This is a genomic window from Streptomyces mangrovi (assembly GCF_900114215.1).
GTDB classification, from domain to species: Bacteria; Actinomycetota; Actinomycetes; order Streptomycetales; family Streptomycetaceae; genus Streptomyces; species Streptomyces barkulensis.
Window position 1 is genome coordinate 321,401 of record NZ_FOSG01000004.1, and the last position, 26,076, is coordinate 347,476.

Sequence of the window (26,076 nt, forward strand, 5' to 3'; positions counted from 1 at the left end):
ATGACCACTTCGGAGATCCAGCCCGAGACCCGGCCCCGGACCGCGCGCACCGCACTGTCGCCCGCCGCCCGGCGGCTGCTGGAGCAGCGGCTGCGCGGACTGGCCGGCACCGCACCGGCCGCCATACCCCGGCTCTCCCCGCGCCCCGACCGGGCGCCCCTGTCCGCCGCGCAGCAGCGCCTGTACTTCCTCGACCAGCTCGATCCGGGCTCCGCCACCTACCTGATGCCCGCCGCCTGGCGGCTGACCGGTCCGGTGGACACCGCCGCGCTCGACGGGGCCGTCCGCGACCTCGTCGCCCGCCACGAGCAGCTGCGGGTGACCTTCCCCTCCCACGACGGCGTCCCGCACCAGCGCGTCCACCCCGCGGGCCGGACCCGTCTGGAGACCGCGGACCTGGCGGCCCTGCCCGGGCGGACCCTGGAGGAGGCCGTACGGGAGGTGGCGACGCGCCCCTTCGACCTGGCCGCCGAGACGCCCTTCCGGGCCACCCTGCTCAAGGCCGCCGACGACGACCACGTCCTGGTCCTCGCCATGCACCACATCGTCTCCGACGGCTGGTCGCTGGAGATCCTGGTGCGCGACCTGCGCGAGCTGTACCGAGCCAGGATCGACGGCGGCCCGGCCGGGTTGCCCGAACTGCCGATCGACTACACCGACTACGCCGTCTGGCAGCGCGGCGCCGACGAGGCCGCCGGCCTCGGCTACTGGCGAGACCGGCTGGCCGGCCTGACCCCGCTGGAGCTGCCCACCGACCACCCGCGCACCGACACCCCCCGTCACACCGGCGCCGTGCACACCGCCGAGCTGCCCGGGAGGCTGTCGGCGGCGCTGACCGAACTGGGGCGGCGCACCGACACCACCTCGTACATGGCGGTGATGGCGGCGTTCCAGGCGGCGCTCGCCCTGCACAGCGGTCAGGACGACATCGCCATCGGCACGGTCGTCGCCAACCGGGAGCGGCCCGAGACCGAGCAACTGGCCGGGTTCTTCGTCAACACCCTCGTCATGCGCGCCGACCTCTCCGACGACCCCACCCCGGCCCGGCTGCTCGCCCGCACCCGCGAGAGCGTCCTGGGCGCGCTGTCCCACCAGGGCCTGCCCTTCGAGCGCGTCGTCGACGAGCTGAGCCCGGAGCGCGACCTGACCCGCAACCCGCTGTTCCAGGTGCTGTTCACCCAGGCACCGGCGGGACAGGGGGACTTCGAGCTCGGCGGTGCCACGGGCACGCCCTTCCGCATCGACCACACCACCGCCAAGTTCGACCTGGCCCTGGAACTGCGCGAGGACGGCGACCGTCGGGAGCTGGTCTTCGTCTACCGCCCCGATCTGTTCGAAGAGGAGTCCGTGGCCCGGCTGGCAGCGCACACCACCGCACTGCTGCGCGCCTTCACCGAGACGCCCGACGCCCCGCTGAGCACCGTCGATCCGCTCACGGACGCCGAGCGCGCCGCCCTGCTCGGCCCCGGCGGCCCGGCAGGCTCCGTACGGCCGGGCGGGCCCGCCCCGCGCACCGCGCCCGAGCGCCTGGCCGAACACATCGCCCGCACCCCGAACGCGCCGGCCGTCGTCGGCGGCGACCGGACGCTGACCTACGCGCGGCTCGACGCAGCGGCCTCCGCCCTGGCCCGCCGGCTGCGTGCGGCCGGCATCGGGCGCGAGTCGCTGGTCGGGGTCTGCCTCGACCGCTCGGCCGACCTGGCCGTGGCACTGCTCGGGGTGTGGCGGGCCGGTGCGGCCTATCTGCCGCTGGACCCCTCCCATCCGCGTGCCCGCCGCGAGTTCACCCTCACCGACGCCGGCGTCTCCCTCGTCGTCGCCGACGACACCGGCCGCGCCGCGGTCGAGGGCCTGCCGGTCGATGTGATCCCCCTCGCCACCGCCACCGACGACCCCGCCGAAGCCGGCACAGCGCCCGCCGACGACGTCCGCCCCGCGCCGGAGGACCTCGCCTACGTCATCTACACCTCCGGTTCCACCGGCCGCCCCAAGGGCGTGGAGATCACCCACGCCAACCTCGCCTGGCTGCTCGGCGCAGCCGACCACCACTTCGACTTCGGCCCGCGCGACGTGTGGACCCTGGTGCACTCACCGGCCTTCGACTTCTCCGTGTGGGAACTGTGGGGACCGCTCACCAGCGGCGGCCGCGTCGTGGTGCTCACCGAGGAGCAGGTCCGCGACCCCGCCGCGGTCCTGGCCGTCCTGCGCGGCGAGAAGATCACCGTCCTCAGCCAGACGCCCGCCGCCTTCAAGGGGCTGCGCGCCCATCTGGACCACGGCGGGCAGGACTTCACCGGCCTCGCGCTGCGCACCGTCGTCTTCGGCGGCGACGCCCTCGACGTGCGCGACTACCGCGACTGGTTCGACACCCCCGCCGACCGCCGGCCCGCGCTGGTGAACATGTACGGCATCACCGAGACCACCGTGCACGTCACCCACCGGACGCTGACCGCCGACGACGTCCACGCCCCGGCACGCTCGCCGATCGGCCGGCCGCTGACCGGCCAGCACGGCTACGTCCTGGACCGGTACGGGCGCCTGGTGCCGCAGGGCACGGTCGGCGAGCTGTACGTCGCGGGCGGCGGCGTCGCGCGCGGCTACAGGGGTCGCCCCGAACTGACCGCCGAACGCTTCCCCACCGACCCCTTCGGCCCGCCCGGCGCCCGGATGTACCGCACCGGCGACCTGGTACGCGTCCTGCCCGACGGGCAGCTCGCCTATGTCGGCCGTGCCGACCACCAGGTCAAGATCCGCGGCTACCGCATCGAGCCCGGCGAGATCGAGACCGCCCTGCGCGCCCAGCCCGGGGTGACCGACGCCGCGGTGGTGGCCCGCCCCGGACCGCACGGCGGCGCCCGCCTCGTCGCCCATGTCGTCATGACCGAGGGCCGTCCGCTGGACGCGCCGGCGCTGCGCGAGAGGCTGCGCCTGACACTGCCCGACTACATGGTGCCGGCCCTGTTCACACGCCGTACCAGTCTGCCGATCACCGCCAACGGCAAGGTCGACCGCGCCGCCCTGACGGCGGTCGCGGACGAGAGCGCGCAGGCCCCGGCCGGCCACGTCCCGCCCTCCGGCGCGACCGAGGTGGCCCTGGCCCGCATCTGGGCGGAGGTCCTGGGCGTCGAACGCGTCGGCCGCACGGCCGGCTTCTTCGACCTGGGGGGCGACTCCATCCTGGCCCTGCGGGTGATCGGCCTGGCCCGCTCGGCCGGCCTCGCCCTGACCGTGGCCGATCTCTTCCGGTCCCGCACCCTGGCCGACCTCGCCCGCCGCGCCGGCAGGGCCGGCCACGCGCCCGCCCCCGTCGAGCCGTTCTCCCAGCTGGAGGCGGCCGACGCGGCCCGGCTGCCCGACGGGCTGGAGGACGCCTACCCGCTGACCATGCTCCAGGCCGGCATGCTCCACGAGATGCTCGCCGACCCGCGGCGCGGCGCTTACCACAACGTCACCGACCTGAAGATCACCGTCCCGGAGGGCTTCGACCTCGCCGCCTTCCAGGCCGCCGTGGACACCGTGGTGCGCGGCCACGGCATCCTGCGCTCCTCCATCGACCTGACCTCCTACCGCGAACCCCTCCAGCTGGTGCACCGCACCGCGAAGCTGCCGGTCGGCTACACCGATCTGCGCGGACTGTCCCGCCAGGAGCGGCGCGATGCCGTCCGCCGCTTCGTCGCGCAGGAGTTCGAGCGCCGCTTCGACCTGACCGCCGCACCGCTGGTCCGCATCCACCTGCACCACACGGGCGACCACGAGCTGCGGCTGGTCCTCACCGACTGCCATGTCGTCCTGGACGGCTGGAGCCTGACCTCCCTGGTGGCGGACCTGCTCGACCTGCACCGGCGCGCGGTGGCCGACGGCCGGCCCCCCGAGGTGCCGCCCGCGCCCGCCTTCGCCGAGTACGTGGCCCTGGAGCGGGCCGCGCTGCACGGCGAGGAGGCGCTGGAGTACTGGCGCTCGGCGCTGGCCGAATTCCGCCCCGTCCGCTTCCTGCGGCGCGGTGACGGCGGTGGGCACGCAGAAGCGCCCGTCCACGAGGTGCGGCGCTCCTGGGAGGCGCTGGCCGAGCCGATCGGACGGCTGGCCCAGGCGGCCGGAGTGCCCCGGCGCACCGTCCTGATCACGGCCTTCCACCACACCATGAGCCTGTTCGCCGAACGGGACGAGGCCGCCGCGGGACACTCGATCGGCCTGGTCACCAACGGCCGGCCCGAGGTGCCCGGCGCGGACCGGATGCGCGGGCTGTTCCTCAACACCGTGCCCTTCGGCGTCGAACGCCCGCGGGGAAGCTGGCTGGAGTACCTGCGCGCGGTGTTCGCCGCCGAACAGGAGATGCTGCCCCACCGCCGGATGCCGCTGGCGAGGATGGCGCAACTGCGGCCCGGGGAGCCGAACCCGGTCGAGGCGGTCTTCAACTACGTCAACTTCCACCGGCTCTCCCACGACACCTGGGACGAGTCCCTGGAGATCGCCAGGACCATGTTCCCGCTGCTGGTCAACGCGAGCGTGAACGGCTTCACCCTGGACGCGGACCCCGAGTACGTCGCCCCGGCCACCGCCGAGCAGCTCGCCGACGTGTTGTGCGAGCGGATCGAGGCGATGGTCGCCGACCCGCACGCCCCGGTGACCCGCCCGGCGCTGACCGGAGCCGCCCGCACCACGGCCCTGGAGGAGTGGGGAAGCGGCCCGGACCGCGACAACGGCCCCCTGATGTTCCACGAACTGGTCGCCGCACACGCCGAGCGGACCCCGGACGCGGTCGCCGTCGTCCACGGCGGGCAGGAGATCACCTACGCCGAACTGGGCGCGGACGCGGCCCGGATCGCCGCCCGGCTGCACACGCTGGGCGTCGGCCCCGAGACGGTCGTGGGCATCTGCGTCGACCGGGGCCCGGACATGGCGCGCGCCGCTCTGGGCGTCCTGCGGGCCGGAGGCGCGTTCCTCCCCCTGGATCCCCAGCACCCCGCCGCACGACTGGAGTTCATGGCCTCCGACAGCGGCATGCGGGTCCTGCTGACCCAGACCGCGCTCGCCTCGGCGGTGCCCTTCGACGGCCCGGTCCTGGCCCTGGACGAGCCCGGCGCGCTGAACGGGCCGGCCGCCCTCCGCACCCCGCCGGACGCGGTGGTGAGCGCCGACAACCTGGCGTACGTCATCTACACCTCCGGCTCCACCGGCACCCCCAAGGGCGTCGCGATCCCCCACGAGGGCCTGATCAACATGCTGGAAGGGCAGCGCGACCTGATCCGCCCGGCCCCCGGCGACCGGATCCTCCAGTTCGCCTCCTTCGGCTTCGACGCCTCACTCCTGGAGCTGACCTGGTCGCTGGCGAACGGCGGACGGCTGGTCACCGCGCCCCGGGAGGCGCTGCGCCCCGGCCCCGACCTGGCCCGCACCCTGCTCACCCACCGCGTCACCGGCGCCATGCTGCCGCCCAGCGCCCTGGCGGTCCTGGGCGAGGACCGCTTCCCCGAACTGAGGGTGCTCCAGGTGGCCGGGGAGGCGTGCCCCGCCGAACTGGCCGACACCTGGTCGCGCGGACGCCGCTTCCACAACGTCTACGGTCTGACCGAGACGTCGGTGTGGTCCGTCGCCGCCGAACCGGGCCCCGGCGCGGGGCGCCCGCCGATCGGCGCCCCGATGCGCAACACCAGCGCCCGGGTGCTCGACGAGGACATGCAGCCGGTGCCCACCGGAGTGCCCGGCGAGATCCATCTGGGCGGGCGGGCCGTCGGCCGCTGCTACCTGAACCGGCCCGCCCTGACCGCCGCCACCTTCGTCCCCGACCCGTACGGCCCGCCCGGCTCCCGTACCTGCCGCACCGGCGACCTGGGCACGCACCGGCCCGACGGCGCACTGGAGTGGCTGGGCCGCCGCGACACCCAGGTCAAGCTGCGCGGCTTCCGGATCGAGCTGGGCGAGGTCGAGCACGCCCTGCGCGCGCTGCCCCAGGTGCGGCAGGCGGTGGTGCTGCACCGCACCGACCTGCCGGGCGAGCCGGCGCTGGTCGCCTATCTGGTCCTGCGCGACGGCGCTCGGACCTCCGCCGGGGAGCTGGCGCGGGCCCTGCGCGCCGGCATGCCCGCCTACATGGTGCCCGCCCGGTTCGTCCTCCTCGACGAGATGCCCGTCAACCGCAGCGGGAAGATCGACAAACGGGCGCTGCCGCTGCCCTCGGCCGAACGCGCCGAGAGCGGCACCGACTACGTCGAGCCCGCCACCGACGCCGAGAGACTGCTGGCCGAGGTGTGGCGCGAGGTACTGGGCCTGTCCCTGATCGGCGTGCACGACGACTTCTTCCGTATCGGCGGCAGCTCGCTGTCCACCGTGCGGGTGGCCGCCCTGGCCGCCGAGCGCGGCCTGCCGGTCTCGGTGCGCGACCTGATCGAGCGGCCCACCCTCGCCCAACTCGCCGTCCGGGCCGAGGAATCGGCCGAGGAGTCGGCCGGCGAGGCGGGCGCGGCGGCCGCCGCCGTGCGCTCCGAGGTCACCCTGCGGGAGGGCACCGGAGCCCCGCTGTGGTGCGTGCACCCCACCGGCGGCAGCGCCGCCTGGTTCGTCCCGCTCGCCCGCCACCTGCCACCGGGCCGCCCGGTGCGCGCCTTCCAGGCCCGCGGCCTGCTGGGCGGCGTGGACCCCGGCACGGTGGGCGGCATCGCGGCCAACTACGCCGCCGAGATCGCCGGTCACGGCGGGCGCGGCCCCCACGAGCTGCTGGGCTGGTCCATGGGCGCCAACATCGCCCTGGAGATGGCCACCCAGCTCCACGAGGCCGGCCACACCGTCGAGCCCCTGGTGCTGATCGAGCCCTATCTGCCCAACCCGGCGGCGCGCGACCGGCTCGCCGGAGTCGGCCGGGACATGCGCCGGGCGCTGCGGATGCGCGACCGCCTGCGTGCCCTGCCGCCGTCCCCCGAGCGGGAGAAGGCGGCGGCCGAACTCACCGCCCTGCTGCTGGGCGCGGGGATGAGCCCCGGCGAGGCCGCCCTGGTGGACAAGGCGCCGATCGAGGTGTGGCACTCGCTGCTCACCGCCCTGGCCGGCTACCGGGTGCGCCCCTACCCCGGCCACGTCCACCTCGTGGTCGGGACTTTGGCCGCCGGACTGCCCGATGGCGAGCCCATGCCCGGCCTCGACGTCGACTACCGCGCCTACGTGGCCCGTTGGCGCGAGACGGCCCTGGGCGGCCTGACCGTCCACGTCACCGAGGGAGATCACATGTCCATGCTCGCCGAGCCGCTGGTCACCGGCGTCGCGGACCTGCTCGGCACGATCGGGACGGAGGCCCGGCGATGACCCCCACCGCGATCACCACGGCCGGCCCGGCCCCGGCGGCCCGCTTCACCGAGCGGTACCTGCTCGATCCCGCCGTCAACGCCGACCCCTACGGCTACCTCAACGCCCTGCGCGACCACGCCCCGGTCCACTGGAGCCCCATGCACCGGGCCTGGCTGGTCACCGGCCACGAGCAGGTCATGCACTGCCTGCGCGACCCGGCGGTCTCCGCCGACCGGGTCCGCCCCCTGATGGACGCGGTCCCGCAGGGCGCCCGCGACGACGCCGAGCGCGCCTTCACGATCCTCTCGCGCTGGATGGTCTTCAACGACCCGCCGCAACACCGCCGCCTGCGGCAGGTGTTCCAGGAGCAGTTCGCCGCCCGCGCCGTCGCCCGCTACAGCGCCTTCACCGAGCGGGCCACCCGCGCGATGCTCACCCGCCGCGCCGCCCCCGGCCGAACCGGCGACATCACCGCGGACATCGCCAGACCGCTGCCCGCCCTGGTCTTCGCCCGCTGGCTGGGCGTACCGCAGGCGCACGCCCCCTCCTTCTGGTACTGGAACGCCCGTGTGGGCGACCTCGTCCTGGGTGCCGCCCAGGAGGAGAGCGAGTACCGCACCTCGCTGCGGTCCCTGGTCAGCCTGGAGGAGTACCTGGCCGGCCTGGTCGCCGAGCGCCGCGCCGAACCGAAGGACGACCTGATCAGCTCCGTCCTGGCCGGCGGCCGGGTCGGCGACGGCGTCAGCGGGGAGGAGTTCGTCGGGATGCTCACCCAGATGGCGTTCGCCGGGGGCGAGACCACGGGCAACCTCATCGCCAACACCCTGCTCGCCCTGCTCCACCGCCCGGACCAGCTCCGGGCGGTGCGCGAGGAGCCGGAGCTGGTCGCCGCTGCCGTCGAGGAGACCCTGCGCCTGGACGGGCCCTCGAAGATGTCGATCAGGACCGCCGCCCGCGACACCGTGCTGGACGGCCGCACACTCCGCGCCGGCGACCGGATCTTCCTGGTCACCGCCGCCGCCAACCGCGACCCCGCCCGCTTCCCGGACCCGGACGTCTTCGACGTGCGGCGCACCGGCGGCACCCACCTGGGCTTCGGCTTCGGCGCCCACTTCTGCATCGGTGCGGCGCTGGCCCGGCTGGTGGCCTGCGCGGTCGTCGGCGTCCTCGTCCGCGACTACCCGGACCTGCGCCTGGAGGGGACACGGCACACCTGGCAGCTCTCGCTGCTCAACCGCAGCCTGACCGCCCTGCCCGTCCGCTACTGACGCGCCCCGCACCCCACTCACACTCGACCGGCCCTGCCCGGACCGCCTTTCCCGGCGGTCCGGGCAGGGCCCGACGAAAGGCAGAGGTCCCACGATGGCGACCACCCTCACGGGCGCCGGCCCACGGCTGTGGGCCCCCGCCCGGCAGCGCTCCTTCCGCCTGCTGTGGCTGGGCCAGTCCCTGTCGCTGCTCGGCGACGGGTTCAGCTACATCGCGTTCTCCTGGATGACCCTCACCCTGACCGGCTCCACCCTCGCGCTCGGCTACGTGCTGGCCTTCCAGGCGGTGCCCCGGGCCCTGCTGACCCTGGTCGGCGGCTCGCTCGGCGACACCTGGTCGCCCCGCACCCTGATGGTCTGCTCCAGCTGGGCCAGAGCCGCCCTGATGGCGGCGGTCGGACTGAGCGGGCTGGCCGGCACGCTCCAGCTGTGGATGCTGTGCGCGGCCGCCGCGGCCTTCGGCGCGGTCGACGCCTTCTTCCAGCCCGCCCGGGTCTCGATCCTGCCCTCGGTGGTGGACAAGGAGACGCTCACCTCCGCCAACGCCCTGCTCGGCGCGGGCGCCCGGGTGTCCGCCGTCCTGGGCCCGGCCACCGGCGGCCTCGTGGTCGCCCTCTCCCAGGCGCCCGTCGCCTTCCTCGTCGACGCGGTGTGCTTCGCCCTGGGCGGACTGTGCGTCGCCCGTATCCGCACGGCCCCCCGAGAGAAGGAGACCGCCGACCCGGACTCCGGCGAGGGAGCGCCGGAGTCCGGGGCCGGGGACTCGCTGGCCGCCCGGATACGGGCCGGAGTGCGCTACGCGTGGCGGGACCCGCGCATCCGCACCATGCTGGCCGTCGACACGGCCGTCAACTTCTGCTACGCGGGGCCGTTCACCATCGGCTTCGCCACCCTGGCCAGGACCTCCCTGGAGGGCGGCTCGGCGACCCTGGGCCTGCTCAACGGGGCGCTGGCGGGAGGGGCCATCCTGGGAACCCTCGCGGGCGGCGCGGTCGGGGGACGGCCCCGGGTGGGCCTGCTGATCGCGGGGCTGGCCGGATGGCTGGCCGCGGGCATGGCCCTGCTCGGCGTCCTGGACCACCCGGCGGCCGCGGTGGGGACGGTGCTGGTGATGGGGTTCGCCATCGGCTTCCAGGGGGTCTTCGGACTGAGCTGGATCCAGCGCAACATCCCGCAGTCGGTCCTCGGCCGGGTGATCTCGGTCGACATGGTCCTCGGATACGCCGTCGCGCCCGTCTCACTGATCGCCTGCGGCGCCCTGGCCCAGGTGGGCACCGGTGTGATGTTCGCCGGCGTCGCCCTGGTCCTGGCGCTGACCGCGCTGGGCGTGCTCGCCTCCGGCGCCGTACGCGCGATGCGGTGACCGGGGTGCCCCGGCGGGCCGGGACGGAAGGGGCCGGGCCCCGAGGGCCGGGATCACAGGGAGGCCGAAAGGGCGCACAGATCGGCCCGGTTGGACCGGCCGGTCTTGGCGATGAGGTTGGCGATGTGCTTCTCGACGGTGCGCGGCGAGATGTAGAGGTGGCCGGCGATGTCCTTGTTGCCCAACCGGTCGGCCAGCAGCACGAACACCTCGTACTCGCGGACCGTCACGCCCCGGGCCCGCAGCTCCTCGGGGATGCGGCTGGTCCCGCTGCGGTGCTGGTGGACGGGTGCGCCCAGGCGCCGCAGCGCCGCCCGGCAGGCGTTGGCGACGGCGGGCACACCGTGCTGGTGGAAGTGGTGTTCGGCGCGGCGCAGCCAGGCCACCGGCTCGCCCCACCCGCTCTCGTGGGCCGCCTCGGCGACGAGCCGCATGCCCAGGTGGAGGGCGGTGGGGTACAGTCCGGCGGCGCGCAGCGCCTCGTCGGCGGCGGCCGACGCCTCCCGCGGCCTGCCCTCCCGGCCCAGCAGCACGGCGTCGGCCAGCAGGACGAACTGCCGGTTCCAGCGCAGCCGGCCGGGCGCGGTGGCGGCGGCCTCCTCCTGCCCGAGGCGGCCGACGTCCCCCGCCAGCACGCCCAGCAGCAGCCCGATGCCGCTGCGCCCGCTGAGGTAGTACGTGCTGGGGTTGTCGCGCTCCAGTTCCCAGACGGCCCGCAGCTCGCGCCGGGCCAGTTCCCCGTCCTCCTCCAGCAGTGCGCAGAACGTCCGGGCCAGGCCCGCGGTGAGCGGTTCCTCCTGGGATCCGGCGCCGTCCCACTCGGCGAACGCGGCCAGCGCCTCGTCCATCGCCGCTCTGTCGCCCTGGTGGGCCGCCAGGGCCGCCTTGGCCATCAGCACGTAGCGGACGGCCGGGGCCAGCCGCAGACGCCGCACGACGGCCAGGCACTCCTCGGCGGCGTCCCGCGCGGAGGCGAACTCCCCGCGCAGCACGGAGTCCAGGATGAGGATGCCGTCGATGGTGTAGACGATGGTGGCCGACCCCAGCCGCAGCGCCTCGTCGCGGGCGGCGTTCAGACCGGCCGTCTCCCCCTCGGACAGCCAGGCGTTGCCGCCGATCCGGGTCAGCGCGTACATGCGCCGCAGCGGGAGCCGGTGCCGTTCCGCCGTGGCCAGGGCGCGCTCCAGCATGGCCTGGGACTCGGCGGGATCGCGTTCGCGGGCCACGGTGGCCAGCAGCTCCCACGCCTGGCAGGCGACCGTGGGCAGGCCGTGCCGCTGCGCGGCCTCCACCGCCGAGCGGGCCAGCTTCTCGGCCTGATGGGTGCGGTCCGTGCCCGGCGTGTCCAGGGCGAGGTAGGCCGAGGCCACGTCCACGGACGCGGCGGCGGCCTCGTCGGGAGCGGGGCCCAGGACGGTACGGGCCCGCGCGATCTGCCGGTTGCCGTCGGCCCAGCGGCCCGCGGTGTGGGCCACCTTGGCGAGCCGGGTGTGCAGCGCGGCCAGCCGCGGCGCGCTCAGGCCGGCCCCGCCCAGGGTGTGCAGCCGGTCGGCGAGGTCGAAGGCGCGGGCGAAGTCGCCCGCCTCGGCGAGCGCGGGCAGCAGGGACTCCAGGACCTCGGCCCGGCGCAGGGCGTCCCGGGTGTCCGACAGCAGCCGCTCGGCCCGGTCGAGCAGGGTGACGGCGGAGCCGATCGCGCCGTCGGCCAGCGCCCGCCGCCCCGCTTCCGCGAACAGGCGTCCCGCCTCCGCCGGGTCGCCCGCCTGGGAGCGCAGCTCCGCGACCAGCGGGCACCACTGGCCGGCCAGCTCCGGGTGGAGTTCGGTGGCCGCGTCCGCGGCCCGCCGCGCCAGCTCGGCCCGGTTGCCGGGGGTGAGCTGGGTGAGCAGCGCCTCCACGGTCAGCGGGTGGCGGAAGGCGTACCAGTCGGGAGAGGGCTCGTCGGGGACGACGAGCTGGGCCGCGACCCCGGCGTGCAGATGGCTCAGCAGGGCCCGGTCCTCGGCCTCGGTCATCCGCTGGAGCACCGTCAGGGGGAAGCGCCGCCCGACCACGGCGGCGGCGGACAGCAGCGTCAGCCCCTGGGGCCCCAGCCGGTCGATGCGCCGCAGGATGCCCCGCGCGAGGGCGGTGGGCACGTCGCCGCGCGGATCGCCCACGACCCGCCAGCCGTCGCCGCCCCGGACCAGCGCCCCGCCGCCGATCATGGACTGCAGCAGTTCCTCGACCAGGAAGGGACTTCCGGCACTGTCGTCCCACAGGCGTTCCAGCGCCGCCCGCGGCACCCGGTCGGGTTCGGTGCCGAGCTGGGCGGCGACCATGTCCCGGACCTGGGAACGGCTGAGCGCGGGCAGTTCGAGCACGGTGCCGGTGCCGCGCCTGCGGGCCGAGGACGCCAGGTCCAGCGCGTCGCAGAACTCGGTGCGTATGGTGGCCAGGAGCAGAACGGGCGTGTACTCCAGGTTGTCCACCAGGTACTCGACCACCGCGAGGGTCTCCGGGTCGGCGTCGTGCAGGTCCTCCAGCAGCAGGAGCTGGCCCCGGTCCCTGCCTGCGGCGATGAGCAGCCGCAGCACCGCCTCGCCGAGGATGACCATCGAACTGCTCTCGTGATCACCGGTGTTCCAGTCCGGTATGAGCCGTCCGAGCACCGGCCGGTAGGGGCCGAGAGCGGAGTCGTCCACCGGTTCGCCGCCGCGGAACAGGGACATCAGGGCTTCTGTCAGCGGCCGGAACGGCACGGTGGGCCCCGTCGTGCTGCTGCGGCCGCGCAGTACCCGCATTCCGGACTCGAAGGCCATGCCCACGGCCTCCGCGGCGAGCCGGGACTTGCCGATGCCCGCCTCCCCGGTCAGGAAGACGACCCCGCCGCGCCGGTCTCGCGCGTCGGACAACGCCTCGTTCAGATCGCGCAGTTGGGGGTCCCGCCCGACCACGTACGGCGCATGCGAACGCATGGACGCAGATGCTAGTTCATACGTGCTGGTGGCGGCAGACCACGCGACGCACATCCTGCCGGACACCGTGTGACGCACCGGTGCGGGCCCGCGAGCGGAGCGGACCCGCACCGGGAGCCGGTCCCGTCAGTGCGGCGCCGAGACAGAGGTGTCCATCGAGCTGAGGGTGACCACGATGCCGCTGGTCAGCACCATGCCGGCCAGTGCGCGGGTGCGGGCGCACGCCCTGTTGCGCCCCGACAGGCTGATCCGGCCCGCCGCGTCCTGCTCACGGTCGTCCTGCTCGCGGTCCGGGTGGGCGGCGAGGTCGGCGTCGGCGGAGAGCGGCGACTGGGCGTCGACGGACGGCTTGTTCATGGGGACGGTCTCCTTCTGTCGCTGTGTACGGGCTGACGCGGGATGACGGGGAAGCCGGTGGATCACGGGGCGGTGCGCGGACGGCCCGCGGCCCCGGAGGAGTGGTCGGGGGAGGAGTGGTCGAGCAGGAGCACGGAGGGGACCGCCTCCGGAAAGCCCAGCCTGAGCAGGGCGTATCCGATGCCGGACAGGCCGGTCAGCAGGCCGGGGGACGGTACGTGGTCGGGGGTGCCGCAGCGGTGGCCCTGCTGCTCGATGAGGCCGAGGACCTCTCCGGCGCGGTGGCCGAGCGCTTCCGCGGCACCCGCGTGCCGCCGCCCGGCGAGCACGGCCAGCGCCTCCAGCCGGCCCAGGGCGCCGTGGCGCAGACTCAGGTCGCCGGTGCGCGTCGGGCCGGCCAGCAGCCCCACACAGTGGTCGAGCAGGTCATCGGGGACCGCCTGGCCGGTGGTGCCCAGCACGTCGGTGGCGGCCGACACCACCCCGGCCAGCCCCGAGTGCCATGACAGGTCGCGGACCTTGCCGCCTTCGCCGGCCGGTGCGCCCGGTTCACCGGCCGACGCCTCCAGGGCCGACCGCAGCAGGACGGCTCCGGCACGGGCGTACGGCAGGGGGTCGGCCGCCCCGGCCTCCGGCAGCGCGGCGGCGTACCGCAGCAGGGCCCAGCCGACGCCGGCGTCACCGTGGGTGAAGCCCGGGCCTTCGGCACGGTCCTCCCCGGTCAGGGCGAGCAGCCGGTCCGCGACGCGCCGGGCCAGCCCGGCCGCTCCGGGAACACCGGCCACCCGGTGGGCCAGGACGGCCGCGGGCAGCGCTCCGGCGAGGCCGTCGGCGAGTGAGACGTGGCCGGGGAGCGCCGGACCGGAGGGCTGGGCGTCCACGGCATGCCCGAGGGCGGTCAGAGCGGCGGGCAGGCAGCCGCCGACGCCGTCGAGCAGGGCGGTCAGCCGCACCAGCGTGTAGACGATGCCGCCCAGACCGTCGAGGGCGCCCGGGCCGGCCGCGGCGCTCAGTTCGGGTTCCGCGGCCAGTGCGGACAGCAGCGGCGGCAGCGGCCGTACGGCCTCCCGGGCCAGTGCCGTGTACCGGTCGGCTCCGGCGAGCGCGCCGATCTGGGCCAGGAAGAGGGCGACTCCGCAGTAACCCTGGGCGAGCGAGCCGCCCATCGGCAGCACCGCCCAGTGAGTGCCGGCGACCTGCTCCAGACCCAGCCAGTTGGCCCGGCCGCCGTCGCGGACCGCACGGGCCGCGATCTCGTCGGCGATCCCGCACGCGGCGGCCAGCAGCCGGGACGGTTCGGGCACCACGGCCGGGGCCGGGCGGACGGCCAGGGCCGAACGAGGCCCGCGCACCGGCGCGTTGGCGCCGGTGACGGCGAGCGACGCCGAGATGACCCACTCCTGGTCGTAGCGGTCCACCTCGCTCATCGCGGCGATCTTCTCCCGGACGGTCGTCAGGGCCGCGGCGGGCAGCACCCGGTCCAGGCGAGTCCCGCGGGACGTCCACACGGCCGTGCGGTCCGGCCGGTGGAAGAACAGCGGCACGTCGCCGCGCCACAGATCCTCGATCTCGTGCTCGATCAGCCGCTGCCGGGCCGGATCGCAGGCCGACTCCGTCCACAGCACGGCGAACACCGCCTCCCTGGCCAGCGCGTCGTGCAGCAGATCGGGGTGGGCGGACTCCTCCAGGAGGGTCGCGTACAGCCGGGTGGAGCGCACGATCAGCCGGGCGGGGCGGTGGGCCCAGCGGGCCAGCAGCCCCCGGACGCCGAGGAGTTCGCCCCGGTGTCCGGCGATCGCGTCGTACCCGATCCGGAACCCCTCCAGCAGCGCGGCCCGATGGTCGGCCCGTCCGGCGCCCCCGCCGGACGGCAGCGGCTGGTTCTGACCCGCGGGGCTCTCCACCGGGCCGCGCACCACGCGCATCCGGTCCGTTCCCGCCCCCTCCCAGCGCACCCCGTCGCCGGGGCACGTACCGGCTCCGTCCCGGCCGAGGGCGGAGATGTCCAGCGCGCCGTCCTCCCCGATCAGCAGGTGCGGCAGCAGACAGGTGCGGTGCACCGACGCGTACAGGGCCCGCGCGGCGGGATCGTGCCCCGCGGTCTCGGCCTGCGGCAGTCCGGAGTGCAGGAGGGTCTCGGCATCCACCGGGACCGGCCGGTCGCCGCAGGCGATGACGTTCTCGTAGTGCATGTCCGCGCCGTCCACCGCGTACAGCAGGGCCAGCAGCGCGCCCTGCCGGCGGTAGAACCGGTCGGCCTCGGTGACCGAGGCGCACCACCGGTGCTCGACGAACTCCAGCCAGCCGTACCCCTCACCGCGCACCGACCGGGGGGTGCGCAGGCCCAGGCCCGGCACCTTGCCGTTGAGCCAGCCCGCCGCCTCGTCCAGCAGGGAGTGCTGGTCCAAGGGGCGGGGCTTGTAGACGACGGCGGCACCGGAGGCGAAGTACAGCAGGGCCACGGACCGGCCGCCCTGGTGGGCGTCACCACGGCCGAGGTCCATCCGCACCACGGGACCGGGATCGGTGCCCGCGAACAGTTCGGAGACCAGGACGGGGCGGTCGGCACCGAGCCTGTCGAGCATCTCGGCCATGGCGTCGGCGGCGTCCGCGCAGCTCTGGCCGAGCATCCGGGCCAGCACCGGGTAGCGGGTGAACAGCCGGGCCAGGCCCCGCCGGGTGCCCAGATCCGCGGTGAAGGAGGCGAACCGGTCCCGCGGGGTGTCGCCCGGGAGCCGTCCCGCGACGCGGGCCCGGTGCAGCTCCCTCACCAGAGTCCGGCCGGCCTGACGGGTGATCCGGTCCCCGAGCCGTTCCTCGAACGCCGCCCGCGCCGGCGAGTGTTCGGCGGCGGACCGGCCGGTGCGGGCGGCCACCTTGGACCAGGCGAGCGAGAGCAGGGGGCGCAGCGCGGGCAGGAACACCGCGGGCCCCTCCGCGTCGAGACCGGCCGGGACCTTCGGCTCCACGGGAGCCGCGGCGACCGCGCGCTCGATGTAGCCGGCCCACTCCGGTTCCGCGGCCCGTGCCCCCAGCCGCTCGGGAAGCTCCTCCCCCAGGGCGTGCGCGAGGCCGCCGTCCAGACCCAGGTCCGCCAGCCGGGCGGCGAACCCCGCGCCGTCCCCCGCGGTCCACGGCGCCCGGCGGCCCCGGCCGGCCGCGGCCGGCTGCCCCGGGGCGGCGAGCCGCTCGCGCAGGGTCAGTCCCCGCGCCCACCACCAGCGCGGCAGGGACGTGGCCGGAGTTTCTCGCAGAACGGCTGAATCAGTCACAGGACCAACGTCGCAGAGCCGCGCCGCCCCCACATGGGGGCAGCGCCCCCATATTCTTCCCGCCCGCCCCCACCGGGCCCGGCCCCGGGCCCGCGGGACGTGCCGCCGCCCCTGCAGGACCACTCCGCGAGCCCCGGCGGGCCGGCCGCCTCGGGCCCGGCGGCACCGGTTGCGCACGGTGGGCGGGCGCCCGCGGCAAAGGTGGGGGACAGGACCCGATGCCGTCCCCGCCCCACCGGCGCAGCCTGTTGTGCACTGACCTGCTCGCCCGCCGCCGCGGACCCGGCGGCTGACCTTCGGAGGACCCGGTGGGAGAACCCGTACCTGTCAGCGTCGTCGCACTCGACCCGGTGCTGGAGGCCGGCACCGTGAGCGCCCTGTCCCTGTCCCCGGAGGTCTGCGCGGTGGTGCCGGGGGAGGAGCCGCGGGTCGTGGTCATGACCGTCGACCGGTTCGCCCGCGCCGAGCTGGACGTGCTGCGCACCGTCCGCGACACCCGGACCCGGCCCGCGGTGGTCCTGGTGGCCGGCGAACTGGACCGGGGAGAGGCCCTGCACGCCCTCGCGTCCGGCGCCCGCTGTCTGCTGCGCCGCCGGGAGGCCGACGCCCCCCGGCTGGCGCGCGCCGTCCTCGCGGCGGTCCGGGGTGACTGCACCCTGCCTCCCGACCTGCTCGACAGTCTGCTGGACCACTCCGCCGACGGCGGCCGGTCCTCCGGCGGGGTGCCGGCCCCCTGGGCCGCCGCGGGCCTGTCGGACCGGGAGCGCTCGGTACTGCGCATGGTCGCCGACGGCCACGGGACCGGGGAGATCGCACGATGCCTGGCCTACTCGCAGCGCACGGTGACGACCATCGTGCACGACATCACGCAGAGGTTCCGGGTCCGCAACCGCGCCCACGCGGTCGCCTACGCGCTGCGGGCGGGCCTGCTGTGAGCCGGGGGCACCTCCCGGCGGTGGCCGGGGGCGTATCCGGGGGCGTACGCGCGGCTGCCGGGCCGCGGTCGGCGGTGCTGCCCGCGCCCTCGCTGCCCGCGTCCTCGTGCCGCGTGGACGGAGAAGCCCACGGAAGACAGACCGTGAGCGCCGCCGCCCGGCTCGTGCCGGGGACGGCCGGCCTGCGGGTCCATGTCGTCGCCGCCCGCAGGGGCCCGGCCCCGGCCCGGCTCACCGCGATGCTGCACCAGGCCGGGGTAGCCCTCGCGCCACCGGCCGAAGCGCCCGCCCGGGACACCGTGGTGGTGGCCGTCGCCGCGACCGTGGAGGACGCCCTGGCCGCCGCCCCGCCGACCGCCCACCGGCTGCTGGCGGTGTGCGACACCGTCTCGCCCGCCTCCCTGCGCGGTGCCATCGGCGCGGGCGCCCTGGCGGTCCTGCCTTCGGCCGGCCTCACCTGTGACCAGCTCCTCGCCGCCGTGCACGACGCGCACCACGGGATCGGCCGCATCCCCTACACGGCCCTCGTCCAGCTCCTCGGCGGGACCGGCGGGCCCCGGCGGGGAGGAGAGCCGCCGGCCCCTCCCGTCCTCACCGCGCGTCAGACGGCGGTGCTCGGCCTGATGGCCGAGGGGCACGGCAACGCGGTCATCGCCCGCAGGCTGTCCTGCTCGGAACACACCGTCAAGAACGTCATCTACGAGCTGATGGCCCGCCTCCAGGTCCGCAACCGCGCCCACGCGGTCGCCCACGCGGTGCGGCACGGACTGGTCTGAGCGGCGGGCCCTGTCTCGCCCGGGTACGGCGGCCGGGGCCGCCGTACTCCGGCCGTCAGCGGGGGACGGGGGGCAGGCGGCGCGGCCTGAGGTGTTCCTCGACGGCCGTGTCGCCCTCGCGGGTGACGAGATAGGCGCCCTTGCCGGGCGCTTCCGTGACGGCTTCGACCAGTTCGGTGCCGCGGTAGACCAGGCCCACTCCGTCGTCGGTGCAGTGCGTGGCGGGCAGGGTGCCGTCCGCCACCAGGCGGTGCACCAGCGGGCGGCGGCCGGGGTCGGTGTCGTAGTGCACGCCGTTGCCGTAGGGGAGGAGGCCCAACGCGTTCGTGACCGGGCGCAGTTCGGGGCCGAAGGAGTCGGTGGTACCGCCCCGGAACCAGCAGATCGACCCCGCGCTGACACCGCTGAGGACGACACCGTCCCGCCAGGCCCGGCGCAGTATGCGATCGAGCCCGTGGACGCGCCAGACCGCCAGCAGATTGGCCACCGAGCCGCCCGTGACCCAGACGACGTCCTGTTCCAGGACCGTGCCCTCGACGTCGTCGAGGTTGGGCATGGGGAACAGATGCAGCGGGGTCAGATCGAATCCGGCCACGCGCGCGGCCTCGGTCATGCGCGCGGTGAAGTGCTCGGCGTCGCCGATGGCGGTGCCGACGTACATGATCCGGGGCCGGCGGCCGTGGGCGCCGGACAGTTCCACGGCGTGGTGCACCAGGGCGTCGAACGCGACCACGGTCCGGCCTCCGGGCCGGTATCCACCGGAGGTGGCGACGATGGTGGGCTCCGGGGCGCTCATGGCCCGCGATCCTAGCAACGGCCCCGGTCCCGGTCGCGGCCCGGCGAGGACCATGGCCGGAACCCGCCCCGCCCCCCGCGGGCGCGCGACGCCGTCCGAAGGGCTTTTCGGCGGCGTGAACTGCGTCTCACCGGGGTGACCCGAGCTTGCCTATGCAACGAGTTGCATATCGGGGTCGCGGTATGGCGCTCGAACACGCGATCCTCGTCTCCCTGCTGGGGAAGCCGGGCTCCGGCTATGAGCTGGCACGGCGGTTCGAGCGGTCCATCGGGTACTTCTGGGCCGCCACCCACCAGCAGATCTACCGCGTTCTCAAGCGCATGGAGGCCGACGGCTGGATCGATGCGCGCGACGTGCCGCAGCGGGGCCGGCCGGACAAGAGGGAGTACTCGGTCTCGGCCGCGGGCCTTCCTCTTCCGGCAGAGGCCGGCCCGCGGTCTGGGCTCCGTCCGCTTCCACGACTGGCGTCCCGCCTTCGACGCCTACGCCCACCTGCCCAACGTCGGCCGCTTCCGTGAGCAGGTGGACGCCCTGTGCGAGTTCGTCGCCACCGCCGCCCCCGACCAGGAGCAGAGCCGCGACCTCGATCTGCTCCTCGCGGTCGGCCGGCTGTTCGCCCTGGTCGTCCACGGTCAGCTGATCCTGGAGCAGGCGGGCCTGACGGGCCTGGACGAGGACGTGCTCGACGAGATGTTCGCCGTACTCGTCCGCGACTTCTCCGCGCACGCCGTCGAGCTGCACGGCAAGGACTCCGCGACGGCCCGGCAGCAGGACTGGGCCCTGGGCGCAATCCGGCGTCCCGTCGCCGACGCCGCCCGGTCGGCGCGTGTGTGGGAGCGGGGCGAGGCGCTTGCCGGGGCCTACGAGATGGCTCCGTAAACGGTACGGCGCCCGGCCCGGGCGGCCACCGCCGTGTTCCCTGTCCGGGGACGGCCCTGCGGTGAGCGTGCTCATGCCTGCCGGTCACGCGTGCCCGGCACCGCGCGCAACGCCGTCCTCGCCGTCCTCGGCGCCCCCGGGCTCCCAGCGCAGCAGGTCCCCCGGCTGGCACTCGAGCACCTCGCAGAGGGCGGCGAGCGTGGTGAAACGCACCGCCTTGGCCCGGCCGTTCTTGAGCACCGCCAGATTGGCGGGCGTGATCCCGACGCGGTTCGCGAGTTCGCCCACGGACATCTTCCGTCTGGCCAGCATCACATCGATGTCGACGGTGATCGGCATCAGATCACCTCCTCCAGTTCGGCCCGCATCCGTGCCGCCTCGACGTCCCGCGCCACGGCCTGGGCGAGCAGCATCCGCAGCACGAGCACGACGAGCGCCACCCCGAACACCGCCAGACAGACCCCGCACAGCAGAAGGACGACGCCCGGAGCCACTGCCTCACCCGGCGCGAGGAGCACCGCGAGCGCGAACACCAGGAGCGCGGCCGCGGCGAAAGCGCCGATCACGATGTGTACGTACCGGAAGGCGGCGTGGGAGAACACCGTCCCGCGCCGCACCATCGTCACCAGTCGCCACACGCAGACCAGGACGACCTGGACCGTCACGATGCCCAGGACCGTGATCGCCAGGAACGGGGTGCGCAGGTGGGCGAGTTCCGGGCCGAGCTCCTCCAGGTCGGCGGCCAGCAGCGGCACCATCACCGCCTGTACGAACACCGAACCGGTGAGCAACGCCGCGAGTACGGCACGCAGTGCGAGCACCGCCGACTTTCCCATCACATCTCCTCCTGTCGAACAACGACAGGAATCTATCGAAATTCGATAGGGGTGGCAAGGTGCTCGGTGCCCTGGCATCCGATGGGGTCACCGAGCGTCGTCCGGCTCAGCGGACGCGGTCGTAGACGAGGGCCAGCGTGCCGTGTTCGCCCGCGGCCTGGCCGGCGAGGGCCCACCGCCCCGCGGGCAGGCCGTCGTCGAACAGGCGCGGTCCGCCGCCGAGGAAGACCGGGAAGACCGTGAGAGCCAGCCGGTCGACCTCGTCGGCGGCCAGCAGCGCCTTGATGACGCTCGCGCTGGAGAGCGCCAGAATGTCTCCGCCCTCTGAGGCCCTGAGGTCCGAGACCGCTTCGGCGGCAGGCCTGTCGGCGATCGCCGTCCGCTCCCACGGCGCCTCCTTGAGGGTGGAGGAGAGGACCACCTTGTCGGTGCCGACGAGCCACTTCGCGAAGGCCTCGTCACGCGGATCGGCGCCCTCCATGCCGATGACGGTGGGCCAGAAACCGAGAAATCCCTCGGCGTTGACCCGTCCGAGCAGGGCTGTCGTAGCCGACTCGTGAAGACCGGTCATGTGGTCGCGGGCGATGTCGGTGTGGGCGTACGGCATCACCCAGCTCATGTCCAGCGGGTCGTCCGGCGCCGCGTAGCGCCCGTCGAGGGAGAGGGTCATGTTGGCGACGACCCTGCGGCCGGCGGACTGCGCTGTCACTTGGTGCTCCTTGTGTCGGTGCTGCCGGTGCTGCCGGTGCTGCCGGTGCTGCCGGTGTCGTGTGTGTCCGCGGCCAGGGCCGCCGCGAGTTTGCCGAGGCTCTGGCCGAAGCCGATCTCGATGCCCGCGACGAAGTCGGCGGAGTCGACGGTGCTGTCGGTGATCCGCCAGCGGACGTCCAGGTCCGTACCGGTCCCGGTGGGCCGCAGGCCCAGGTCGACGTGGGCGGTGAAGGCGAGGTCGCCGCCGGGAAGCAGCGGGGAGAGCCGGTAGGCGAGGCGCTCCCCGGGGCGCACGTCGTCGACGACGCCTTCCGCGCGTCCGGCGATCGGAGCGGATCCGTCGGCGTCCTCGGCCTCGCGGTACTCGTGGACGATTCGTCCGCCGGGCCGTGCCTCGAAGACGAGTTCGGAGACGCGGAGATCGTCGGGCGTCCACCACCGGGCGAGCAGAGAGGGCTCGGTCAGATGACGCCAGACCAGTTCGGGACGTCTGACCAGCGGCTGGAGGAACCGGAACGAGCGGCCGTCGGCCCACCCCGGCCCCTGCGCGGCGAGCCGCTCAGCGCGGAGGCTCAGTCCGTAGCGGTCGTAGGTCGTGCGCGGGCCGTCGGCTCGGTCCGCGGTGTCGGCGAGCCGGCCGAGCTCGGCCGCCAGGTCTCTCAGGGGGCCGGGGCGGCGGATGGTGCGGGTCTGCCGTCGGAGCGTGTGAGGGGGCCGTCCGGGTCGGCGTCGGGGGCGATGTCCGTGGCATGCCGGATACCGGCGGGCCCCGGCCCGGTAACTCTGAAGACATGACTCCACGCACTCGTGCTCGCACGCGCCTCGGCCTTGTCGCGCCGGTGGCCGTCCTCGTGCCGGTCCTCGGGCTGCTTCCCGCGGCGGTGTTTCCCGCCGGGGACGCCCCGACCACCGTCTCCGCGTCCCGTGAGCTCCCGGCGGCCGGAACCGAACGTCCGGCCCGCGTCGTCGGCGAGGAGCGGATCGGCCCTCGTCTGCTCGACCTGACCATCCGCTCCCCGGCCCTGGCGGGCACCGGAAAGGTACGGCTGCTGACCCCGGACGGATGGGACTCGCGGCGTCCCGGCGACCGCTGGCCGGTGCTCTACCTGCTGCCCGACGGCAGCGGGGACCACCGCACCTACAACGACGACCACCGCATCGAGGAGTGGCCCGAACTGCGCGAGACGCTCGTCGTCGTGCCCCAGATGCCGTTCTACGGCTTCTACAGCGACTGGTGGAACGGAGGGGAGGGCGGCGCGCCGGCCGTGGAGACCTTCCACCTCGACGAGGTGGTCCCCATCCTGGAGCGCGACTACGGGGCCGGACGGCAGCGGTCGATCGCCGGGCAGTCGCAGGGCGGGTACGGGGCCGTCAAGTACGCGGCGCGCCGTCCCGGGATGTTCGATGCGGCCGCCAGTTTCGGCGGTTTCCTCCACCCCCTCCAGTACCCCGAGGCGGTCAGCGGCGGCGCGGAGTACCTCGGGGTGCCGTGGCGGAGGATCTGGGGCGACCCGGTCCGGCAGCGCCGCGTCTGGGAGCGGAACGACCCCTACCACCTGGCTGAACGGCTCCGCGGCACGCGGGTCCACATCGCCGCCGGGGACGGGACCCCGGGCGCCCTCGACCCGCCGGGCACCGAGCCGGACCCGGACATCCCCGGACTGGCGGACCTGGCGCCGCTCTACCAGGACGAGGTGATCTCACTGACCGAGGCCGTGATGGGGGACGAGTCCCGCACCGTGGCCCGTCGCCTCCATGAGGCCGGGGTCCACGTCACCACGCACTTCTACCGGGGCACCCACAGCCCGCCGTACTGGGAACGCGAACTGCGCCGGGTCCTGCCGGTGCTGCTCGGCCCGTGAGGCCGCGCCGCCCGCCCGGCACTCCGGGCGGAAGGTACGCCGGCGGCCGGTGACGGCCCGCGCCGCATCCGGGGGAGGGGACCGCCTCTGAGGAGCCGCGCGTCGAGCACGCTCCCTTATAGGGTGAGTCTCTTGCCTAATAGGCGTAGCTTCCTGCATGGTGCCTTCAGGGTAAGGAGGGGAGACCATGGCGAGGGCAGGGCTGACCGGAGAACGTCTGGTCCGGGCGGGAGCGGAGCTGGCCGACGAGGTCGGCTTCGAGCATGTGACCGTCTCGGCGCTCGCCAGGCGGTTCGGCGTCAGAACCGCGAGCCTGTACTCCCACCTGGAGAACTCCCAGGGGCTCAAGACCGGGATCGCCCTGCTGGCTCTGGAGGAGCTCGCCGACCGGGCCGCCGACGCCCTGGCCGGGCGAGCCGGCCGGGATGCCCTGGAAGCCTTCGCGAACGCCTACCGCGACTACGCCCGGGAGCATCCCGGGCGCTACGCCGCGGCACGGCTGCGACTCGACCCGGACACGGCGGCCGCGAGTGCCGGAGGCAGACACGCGCAGATGATGCGCGCGATCCTGCGTGGCTACGACCTGGCGGAACCGGAGCAGACGCACGCCGTCCGGCTGCTGGGCAGCGTCTTCCACGGCTACGTCAGCCTGGAGGCGGCCGGCGGCTTCAGCCACAGCGCCCCCGGCGCGCAGGAGAGCTGGGCCTGGGTCCTGGACCGCCTCGACGCCCTGCTGCGGGGCCGGTCCGCCGGCTGAACGCCACCACCGGCCCCCGCGGCCACCGGTGCGCGGCCGCGGGGCACCGGTGGCCGGCGCACACAGAAGACCAGGACATCTCGACCGACAGGCTGGGCCATGGACACCGAACGCGACCGGATCACCGCGTCCGTCACCACACACATCACCGCGGACCTCCTGCGCGGCGCCCTCGACCTGGAGCGCACCGCGCGAGGAGTCCTGCCGCACCGGCTGCCCGCCTGGGCTCGCGCCCAGTGCACCGACGGGCAGCTGGCCATGGCCGAGTCCCAGCCCTCCGGGGTCCGGCTGGTCTTCCGCACCCGTGCCACCGCCGTCGAGTTGGACGTGCTGCCCACCAAGCGGGTCTACACAGGCGCCCCGCCCCGCCCCGACGGCGTCTACGACCTGCTCGTCGACGGCCATCCGGCCGGCCGGGCCAGTGCGGCCGGCGGCGACACCCTGACCATCGACATGGCCACCGGCACCGCCGAGCACCGGCCCGGCCCGGTCGGCACGCTGCGGTTCACCGGCCTGCCCGGTAAGGCCAAGGACGTCGAGATATGGCTTCCGCACAACGAGACCACCGAGCTGGTCGCCCTGCGCACCGATGCCCCCGTCGAGCCCGCGCCGGAGCGGGACCGCGCGGTGTGGCTGCACCACGGCAGTTCCATCAGCCACGGTTCGGACGCCGCGAGCCCGACCACCACCTGGCCCGCGCTCGCCGCGGCCCGCGCCGGGGTGGAACTGGTCAACCTGGGGTTCGGCGGCGGCGCCCTGCTCGACCCGTTCACCGCCCGTACCCTGCGCGACACCCCCGCCGATCTGATCAGCGTCAAGATCGGCATCAATCTGGTCAACAGCGATCTGATGCGTCTGCGGGCCTTCGCTCCCGCCGTCCACGGCTTCCTCGACACCATCCGCGAGGGCCGGCCCACCACACCGCTGCTGGTCGTCTCGCCCATCTGGTGCCCCATCCACGAGGAGACCCCCGGTCCCAGCGTCCCGGACCTCACCGCCCTCGGCACCGGGCGGCTGAGCTTCCGGGCCGCGGGCGATCCCGCGGAACGCGCTCAGGGGAAGCTGACCCTGGGCGTCATCCGGGAGGAGCTGGCCCGGATCGTGGAGCGGCGGGCGGAAGAGGACGCGAACCTCCACCACCTCGACGGCCGCCGCCTCTACGGCCGGGCCGACGCGGCCGAGCTGCCGCTGCCCGACCGGCTCCACCCCGACGCGGCCACCCACCGCCGTATCGGCGAGCGCTTCGCGGAGCTGGTCTTCGCCGCCGGCGGCCCCTTCGCGCACCGCGGCGCCGCTGCCGAAGCCCGCGCCGTTGCCGAAACGGCCGGTTCGTGAGCACCCGCCGGAGGATCGCGGCGGGGTGGGCCGTGCTGTGCCTGGCCGGTCTTGCCGCCACCTCCGCTCTGGAGGCGGAGTCGTCCGCGGACACGCCGTCTTCCCCCGACAGGGAGTCGGCGCCGGCCGACACGCGCACCGTCGACTGCCGGGAACTCGCCGACGACGTCGCACGGGCCCGCGCCGAGGCCGAACGCGGGCGACACGAAGCGCTCGACCCGTCCGCGTCCCCGGTGCGCCCGAACACGACCCTCCGGAGCATGCTGGTGCCACGGGAGTGCGCGGACGAGTTCGAGGACCGCGGGCTGATGACGCGGTGAGCGCGGAGTGTCCCGCGCCCCCGCCGCCCCCGCCGCCCCGGCCTGAGGCGGCGGTCCGTGGCGGTGGGACGGTGGGACGGTGGGACGGGGAACCGGTGCGGTGGCCGGGACCGGTCTGTCAGCCGCTGACCGAAAGAACTTCCCGTCTGCTCACCGCCTGTGCGGAGCCCGGTCACCAGTAGTGCCGGCGTCCTCCCACGGCGCGCCCGGTGGCGCCCAGGAGCCACAGGACCGCGCCGATCACCAGGAGGACGATCCCGATGGTCCACAGGATCGATATATCGGCGATGAAACCGATGACGAGCAGAATGACACCCAGGATGATCATGGCATCTCCTACGCATAATGCTACTTATGGCATTATGCAACGGAAA

General features: G+C 74.7%; 17 protein-coding genes and 3 pseudogenes. 11 read left to right on the forward strand and 9 right to left on the reverse strand.

Annotated features, from left to right (window positions below; all coding sequences use genetic code 11):
- The 3 genes from BM237_RS08010 to BM237_RS08020 all read left to right on the forward strand — a co-directional run bounded on the left by BM237_RS08010 (position 1) and on the right by BM237_RS08020 (position 9,909).
- A complete protein-coding gene (locus BM237_RS08010) occupies positions 1 to 7,296 on the forward strand; it encodes a non-ribosomal peptide synthetase (RefSeq protein ID WP_093848817.1) in 7,296 nt (2,431 codons plus the stop codon).
- Positions 7,293 to 8,546, forward strand: coding sequence for a cytochrome P450 (locus BM237_RS08015; RefSeq protein WP_093848818.1), 1,254 nt, complete (start codon positions 7,293 to 7,295; stop codon positions 8,544 to 8,546). Before BM237_RS08010 ends, BM237_RS08015 begins: the two co-directional genes overlap by 4 nt.
- A 94-nt stretch (positions 8,547 to 8,640) precedes the next feature.
- Positions 8,641 to 9,909 carry an MFS transporter gene (locus BM237_RS08020; protein WP_093848819.1) on the forward strand — a complete coding sequence of 423 codons (1,269 nt, stop codon included), beginning with the start codon at positions 8,641 to 8,643 and terminating at the stop codon, positions 9,907 to 9,909.
- A 53-nt stretch (positions 9,910 to 9,962) separates the two neighbouring features.
- Here BM237_RS08020 and BM237_RS30255 read toward each other — a convergent pair whose 3' ends face one another.
- The 3 genes from BM237_RS30255 to BM237_RS08035 all read right to left on the reverse strand — a co-directional run bounded on the left by BM237_RS30255 (position 9,963) and on the right by BM237_RS08035 (position 16,495).
- Positions 9,963 to 12,866 (reverse strand): helix-turn-helix transcriptional regulator, encoded by a 2,904-nt coding sequence (locus tag BM237_RS30255; RefSeq protein ID WP_093848820.1) that lies wholly within the window; start codon positions 12,864 to 12,866, stop codon positions 9,963 to 9,965.
- Positions 12,867 to 12,992: 126 nt separating this feature from the next.
- Positions 12,993 to 13,223 (reverse strand): hypothetical protein, encoded by a 231-nt coding sequence (locus tag BM237_RS08030; RefSeq protein ID WP_093848821.1) that lies wholly within the window; start codon positions 13,221 to 13,223, stop codon positions 12,993 to 12,995.
- A 62-nt stretch (positions 13,224 to 13,285) separates the two neighbouring features.
- Positions 13,286 to 16,495: a type 2 lanthipeptide synthetase LanM family protein gene (locus BM237_RS08035; RefSeq protein WP_093848822.1), complete on the reverse strand. Its 3,210-nt coding sequence runs from the start codon at positions 16,493 to 16,495 to the stop codon at positions 13,286 to 13,288.
- Positions 16,496 to 16,803: 308 nt separating this feature from the next.
- On the opposite strand from BM237_RS08035, the gene BM237_RS08040 reads away from it, so the two are divergent.
- Entirely contained in the window at positions 16,804 to 17,430 is a 627-nt protein-coding gene (locus BM237_RS08040; RefSeq protein ID WP_093848823.1) for a helix-turn-helix transcriptional regulator, read from the forward strand.
- Positions 17,431 to 17,573: 143 nt separating this feature from the next.
- Positions 17,574 to 18,206: a helix-turn-helix transcriptional regulator gene (locus tag BM237_RS08045; RefSeq protein ID WP_245793483.1), complete on the forward strand. Its 633-nt coding sequence runs from the start codon at positions 17,574 to 17,576 to the stop codon at positions 18,204 to 18,206.
- A 55-nt stretch (positions 18,207 to 18,261) separates the two neighbouring features.
- On the opposite strand, the gene BM237_RS08050 is transcribed toward BM237_RS08045, so the two are convergent.
- A complete protein-coding gene (locus BM237_RS08050; RefSeq protein ID WP_093848824.1) occupies positions 18,262 to 19,002 on the reverse strand; it encodes a Type 1 glutamine amidotransferase-like domain-containing protein in 741 nt (246 codons plus the stop codon).
- 182 nt (positions 19,003 to 19,184) lie between these two features.
- Between BM237_RS08050 and BM237_RS08055 the strand changes: the two are divergent.
- Together BM237_RS08055 and BM237_RS08060 are read left to right on the forward strand one after the other, a co-directional pair.
- A pseudogene (locus BM237_RS08055) lies at positions 19,185 to 19,409 on the forward strand (PadR family transcriptional regulator); the annotation flags it as partial.
- Position 19,410: 1 nt separating this feature from the next.
- Positions 19,411 to 19,881: pseudogene (locus tag BM237_RS08060) on the forward strand (acyl-CoA dehydrogenase); the annotation flags it as partial.
- Positions 19,882 to 19,965: 84 nt separating this feature from the next.
- Here the strand turns inward: BM237_RS08060 and BM237_RS08065 are convergent.
- From BM237_RS08065 to BM237_RS08080, 4 genes are all read right to left on the reverse strand, one after another.
- Positions 19,966 to 20,220 (reverse strand): helix-turn-helix domain-containing protein, encoded by a 255-nt coding sequence (locus BM237_RS08065; RefSeq protein ID WP_093848825.1) that lies wholly within the window; start codon positions 20,218 to 20,220, stop codon positions 19,966 to 19,968.
- On the reverse strand, positions 20,220 to 20,717 hold the full coding sequence (locus tag BM237_RS08070) for a DUF2975 domain-containing protein (RefSeq protein WP_093848826.1): 498 nt from the start codon (positions 20,715 to 20,717) through the stop codon (positions 20,220 to 20,222). The genes BM237_RS08065 and BM237_RS08070 overlap by 1 nt, the downstream gene beginning before the upstream one ends.
- Before the next feature lie 106 nt (positions 20,718 to 20,823).
- Positions 20,824 to 21,426: a dihydrofolate reductase family protein gene (locus BM237_RS08075; protein ID WP_093848827.1), complete on the reverse strand. Its 603-nt coding sequence runs from the start codon at positions 21,424 to 21,426 to the stop codon at positions 20,824 to 20,826.
- Entirely contained in the window at positions 21,423 to 22,229 is an 807-nt protein-coding gene (locus tag BM237_RS08080; protein ID WP_093848828.1) for an SRPBCC family protein, read from the reverse strand. Before BM237_RS08080 ends, BM237_RS08075 begins: the two co-directional genes overlap by 4 nt.
- Between BM237_RS08080 and BM237_RS08085 the strand changes: the two are divergent.
- The 4 genes and pseudogenes from BM237_RS08085 to BM237_RS08100 all read left to right on the forward strand — a co-directional run.
- Positions 22,220 to 23,206 (forward strand): annotated as a pseudogene (locus tag BM237_RS08085) (alpha/beta hydrolase); the annotation flags it as partial. The gene BM237_RS08080 and the pseudogene BM237_RS08085 sit on opposite strands and share 10 nt — an antisense overlap.
- A gap of 271 nt (positions 23,207 to 23,477) precedes the next feature.
- Positions 23,478 to 24,047 (forward strand): TetR/AcrR family transcriptional regulator, encoded by a 570-nt coding sequence (locus tag BM237_RS08090; RefSeq protein ID WP_093848830.1) that lies wholly within the window; start codon positions 23,478 to 23,480, stop codon positions 24,045 to 24,047.
- Positions 24,048 to 24,146: 99 nt separating this feature from the next.
- Positions 24,147 to 25,382: a GDSL-type esterase/lipase family protein gene (locus BM237_RS08095; RefSeq protein WP_093848831.1), complete on the forward strand. Its 1,236-nt coding sequence runs from the start codon at positions 24,147 to 24,149 to the stop codon at positions 25,380 to 25,382.
- Positions 25,379 to 25,702: a hypothetical protein gene (locus tag BM237_RS08100; protein ID WP_093848832.1), complete on the forward strand. Its 324-nt coding sequence runs from the start codon at positions 25,379 to 25,381 to the stop codon at positions 25,700 to 25,702. The genes BM237_RS08095 and BM237_RS08100 overlap by 4 nt, the downstream gene beginning before the upstream one ends.
- A gap of 172 nt (positions 25,703 to 25,874) precedes the next feature.
- Here BM237_RS08100 and BM237_RS29215 read toward each other — a convergent pair whose 3' ends face one another.
- Positions 25,875 to 26,030: a DUF6131 family protein gene (locus BM237_RS29215; protein ID WP_093848833.1), complete on the reverse strand. Its 156-nt coding sequence runs from the start codon at positions 26,028 to 26,030 to the stop codon at positions 25,875 to 25,877.
- Positions 26,031 to 26,076: the final 46 nt, after the last annotated feature.

Bases quoted from the DNA above. Each gene is read 5' to 3' on its own strand.
- BM237_RS08020 (WP_093848819.1), top strand. From the start codon at position 8,641: ATGGCGACCACCCTCACGGGCGCCGGCCCACGGCTGTGGGCCCCCGCC.
- BM237_RS08070 (WP_093848826.1), bottom strand. From the start codon at position 20,717: ATGGGAAAGTCGGCGGTGCTCGCACTGCGTGCCGTACTCGCGGCGTTG.
- BM237_RS08015 (WP_093848818.1), top strand. From the start codon at position 7,293: ATGACCCCCACCGCGATCACCACGGCCGGCCCGGCCCCGGCGGCCCGC.
- BM237_RS08050 (WP_093848824.1), bottom strand. From the start codon at position 19,002: ATGAGCGCCCCGGAGCCCACCATCGTCGCCACCTCCGGTGGATACCGG.
- BM237_RS08090 (WP_093848830.1), top strand. From the start codon at position 23,478: ATGGCGAGGGCAGGGCTGACCGGAGAACGTCTGGTCCGGGCGGGAGCG.
- BM237_RS08010 (WP_093848817.1), top strand. From the start codon at position 1: ATGACCACTTCGGAGATCCAGCCCGAGACCCGGCCCCGGACCGCGCGC.
- BM237_RS08030 (WP_093848821.1), bottom strand. From the start codon at position 13,223: ATGAACAAGCCGTCCGTCGACGCCCAGTCGCCGCTCTCCGCCGACGCC.
- BM237_RS30255 (WP_093848820.1), bottom strand. From the start codon at position 12,866: ATGCGTTCGCATGCGCCGTACGTGGTCGGGCGGGACCCCCAACTGCGC.
- BM237_RS08065 (WP_093848825.1), bottom strand. From the start codon at position 20,220: ATGCCGATCACCGTCGACATCGATGTGATGCTGGCCAGACGGAAGATG.
- BM237_RS29215 (WP_093848833.1), bottom strand. From the start codon at position 26,030: ATGATCATCCTGGGTGTCATTCTGCTCGTCATCGGTTTCATCGCCGAT.
- BM237_RS08095 (WP_093848831.1), top strand. From the start codon at position 24,147: ATGGACACCGAACGCGACCGGATCACCGCGTCCGTCACCACACACATC.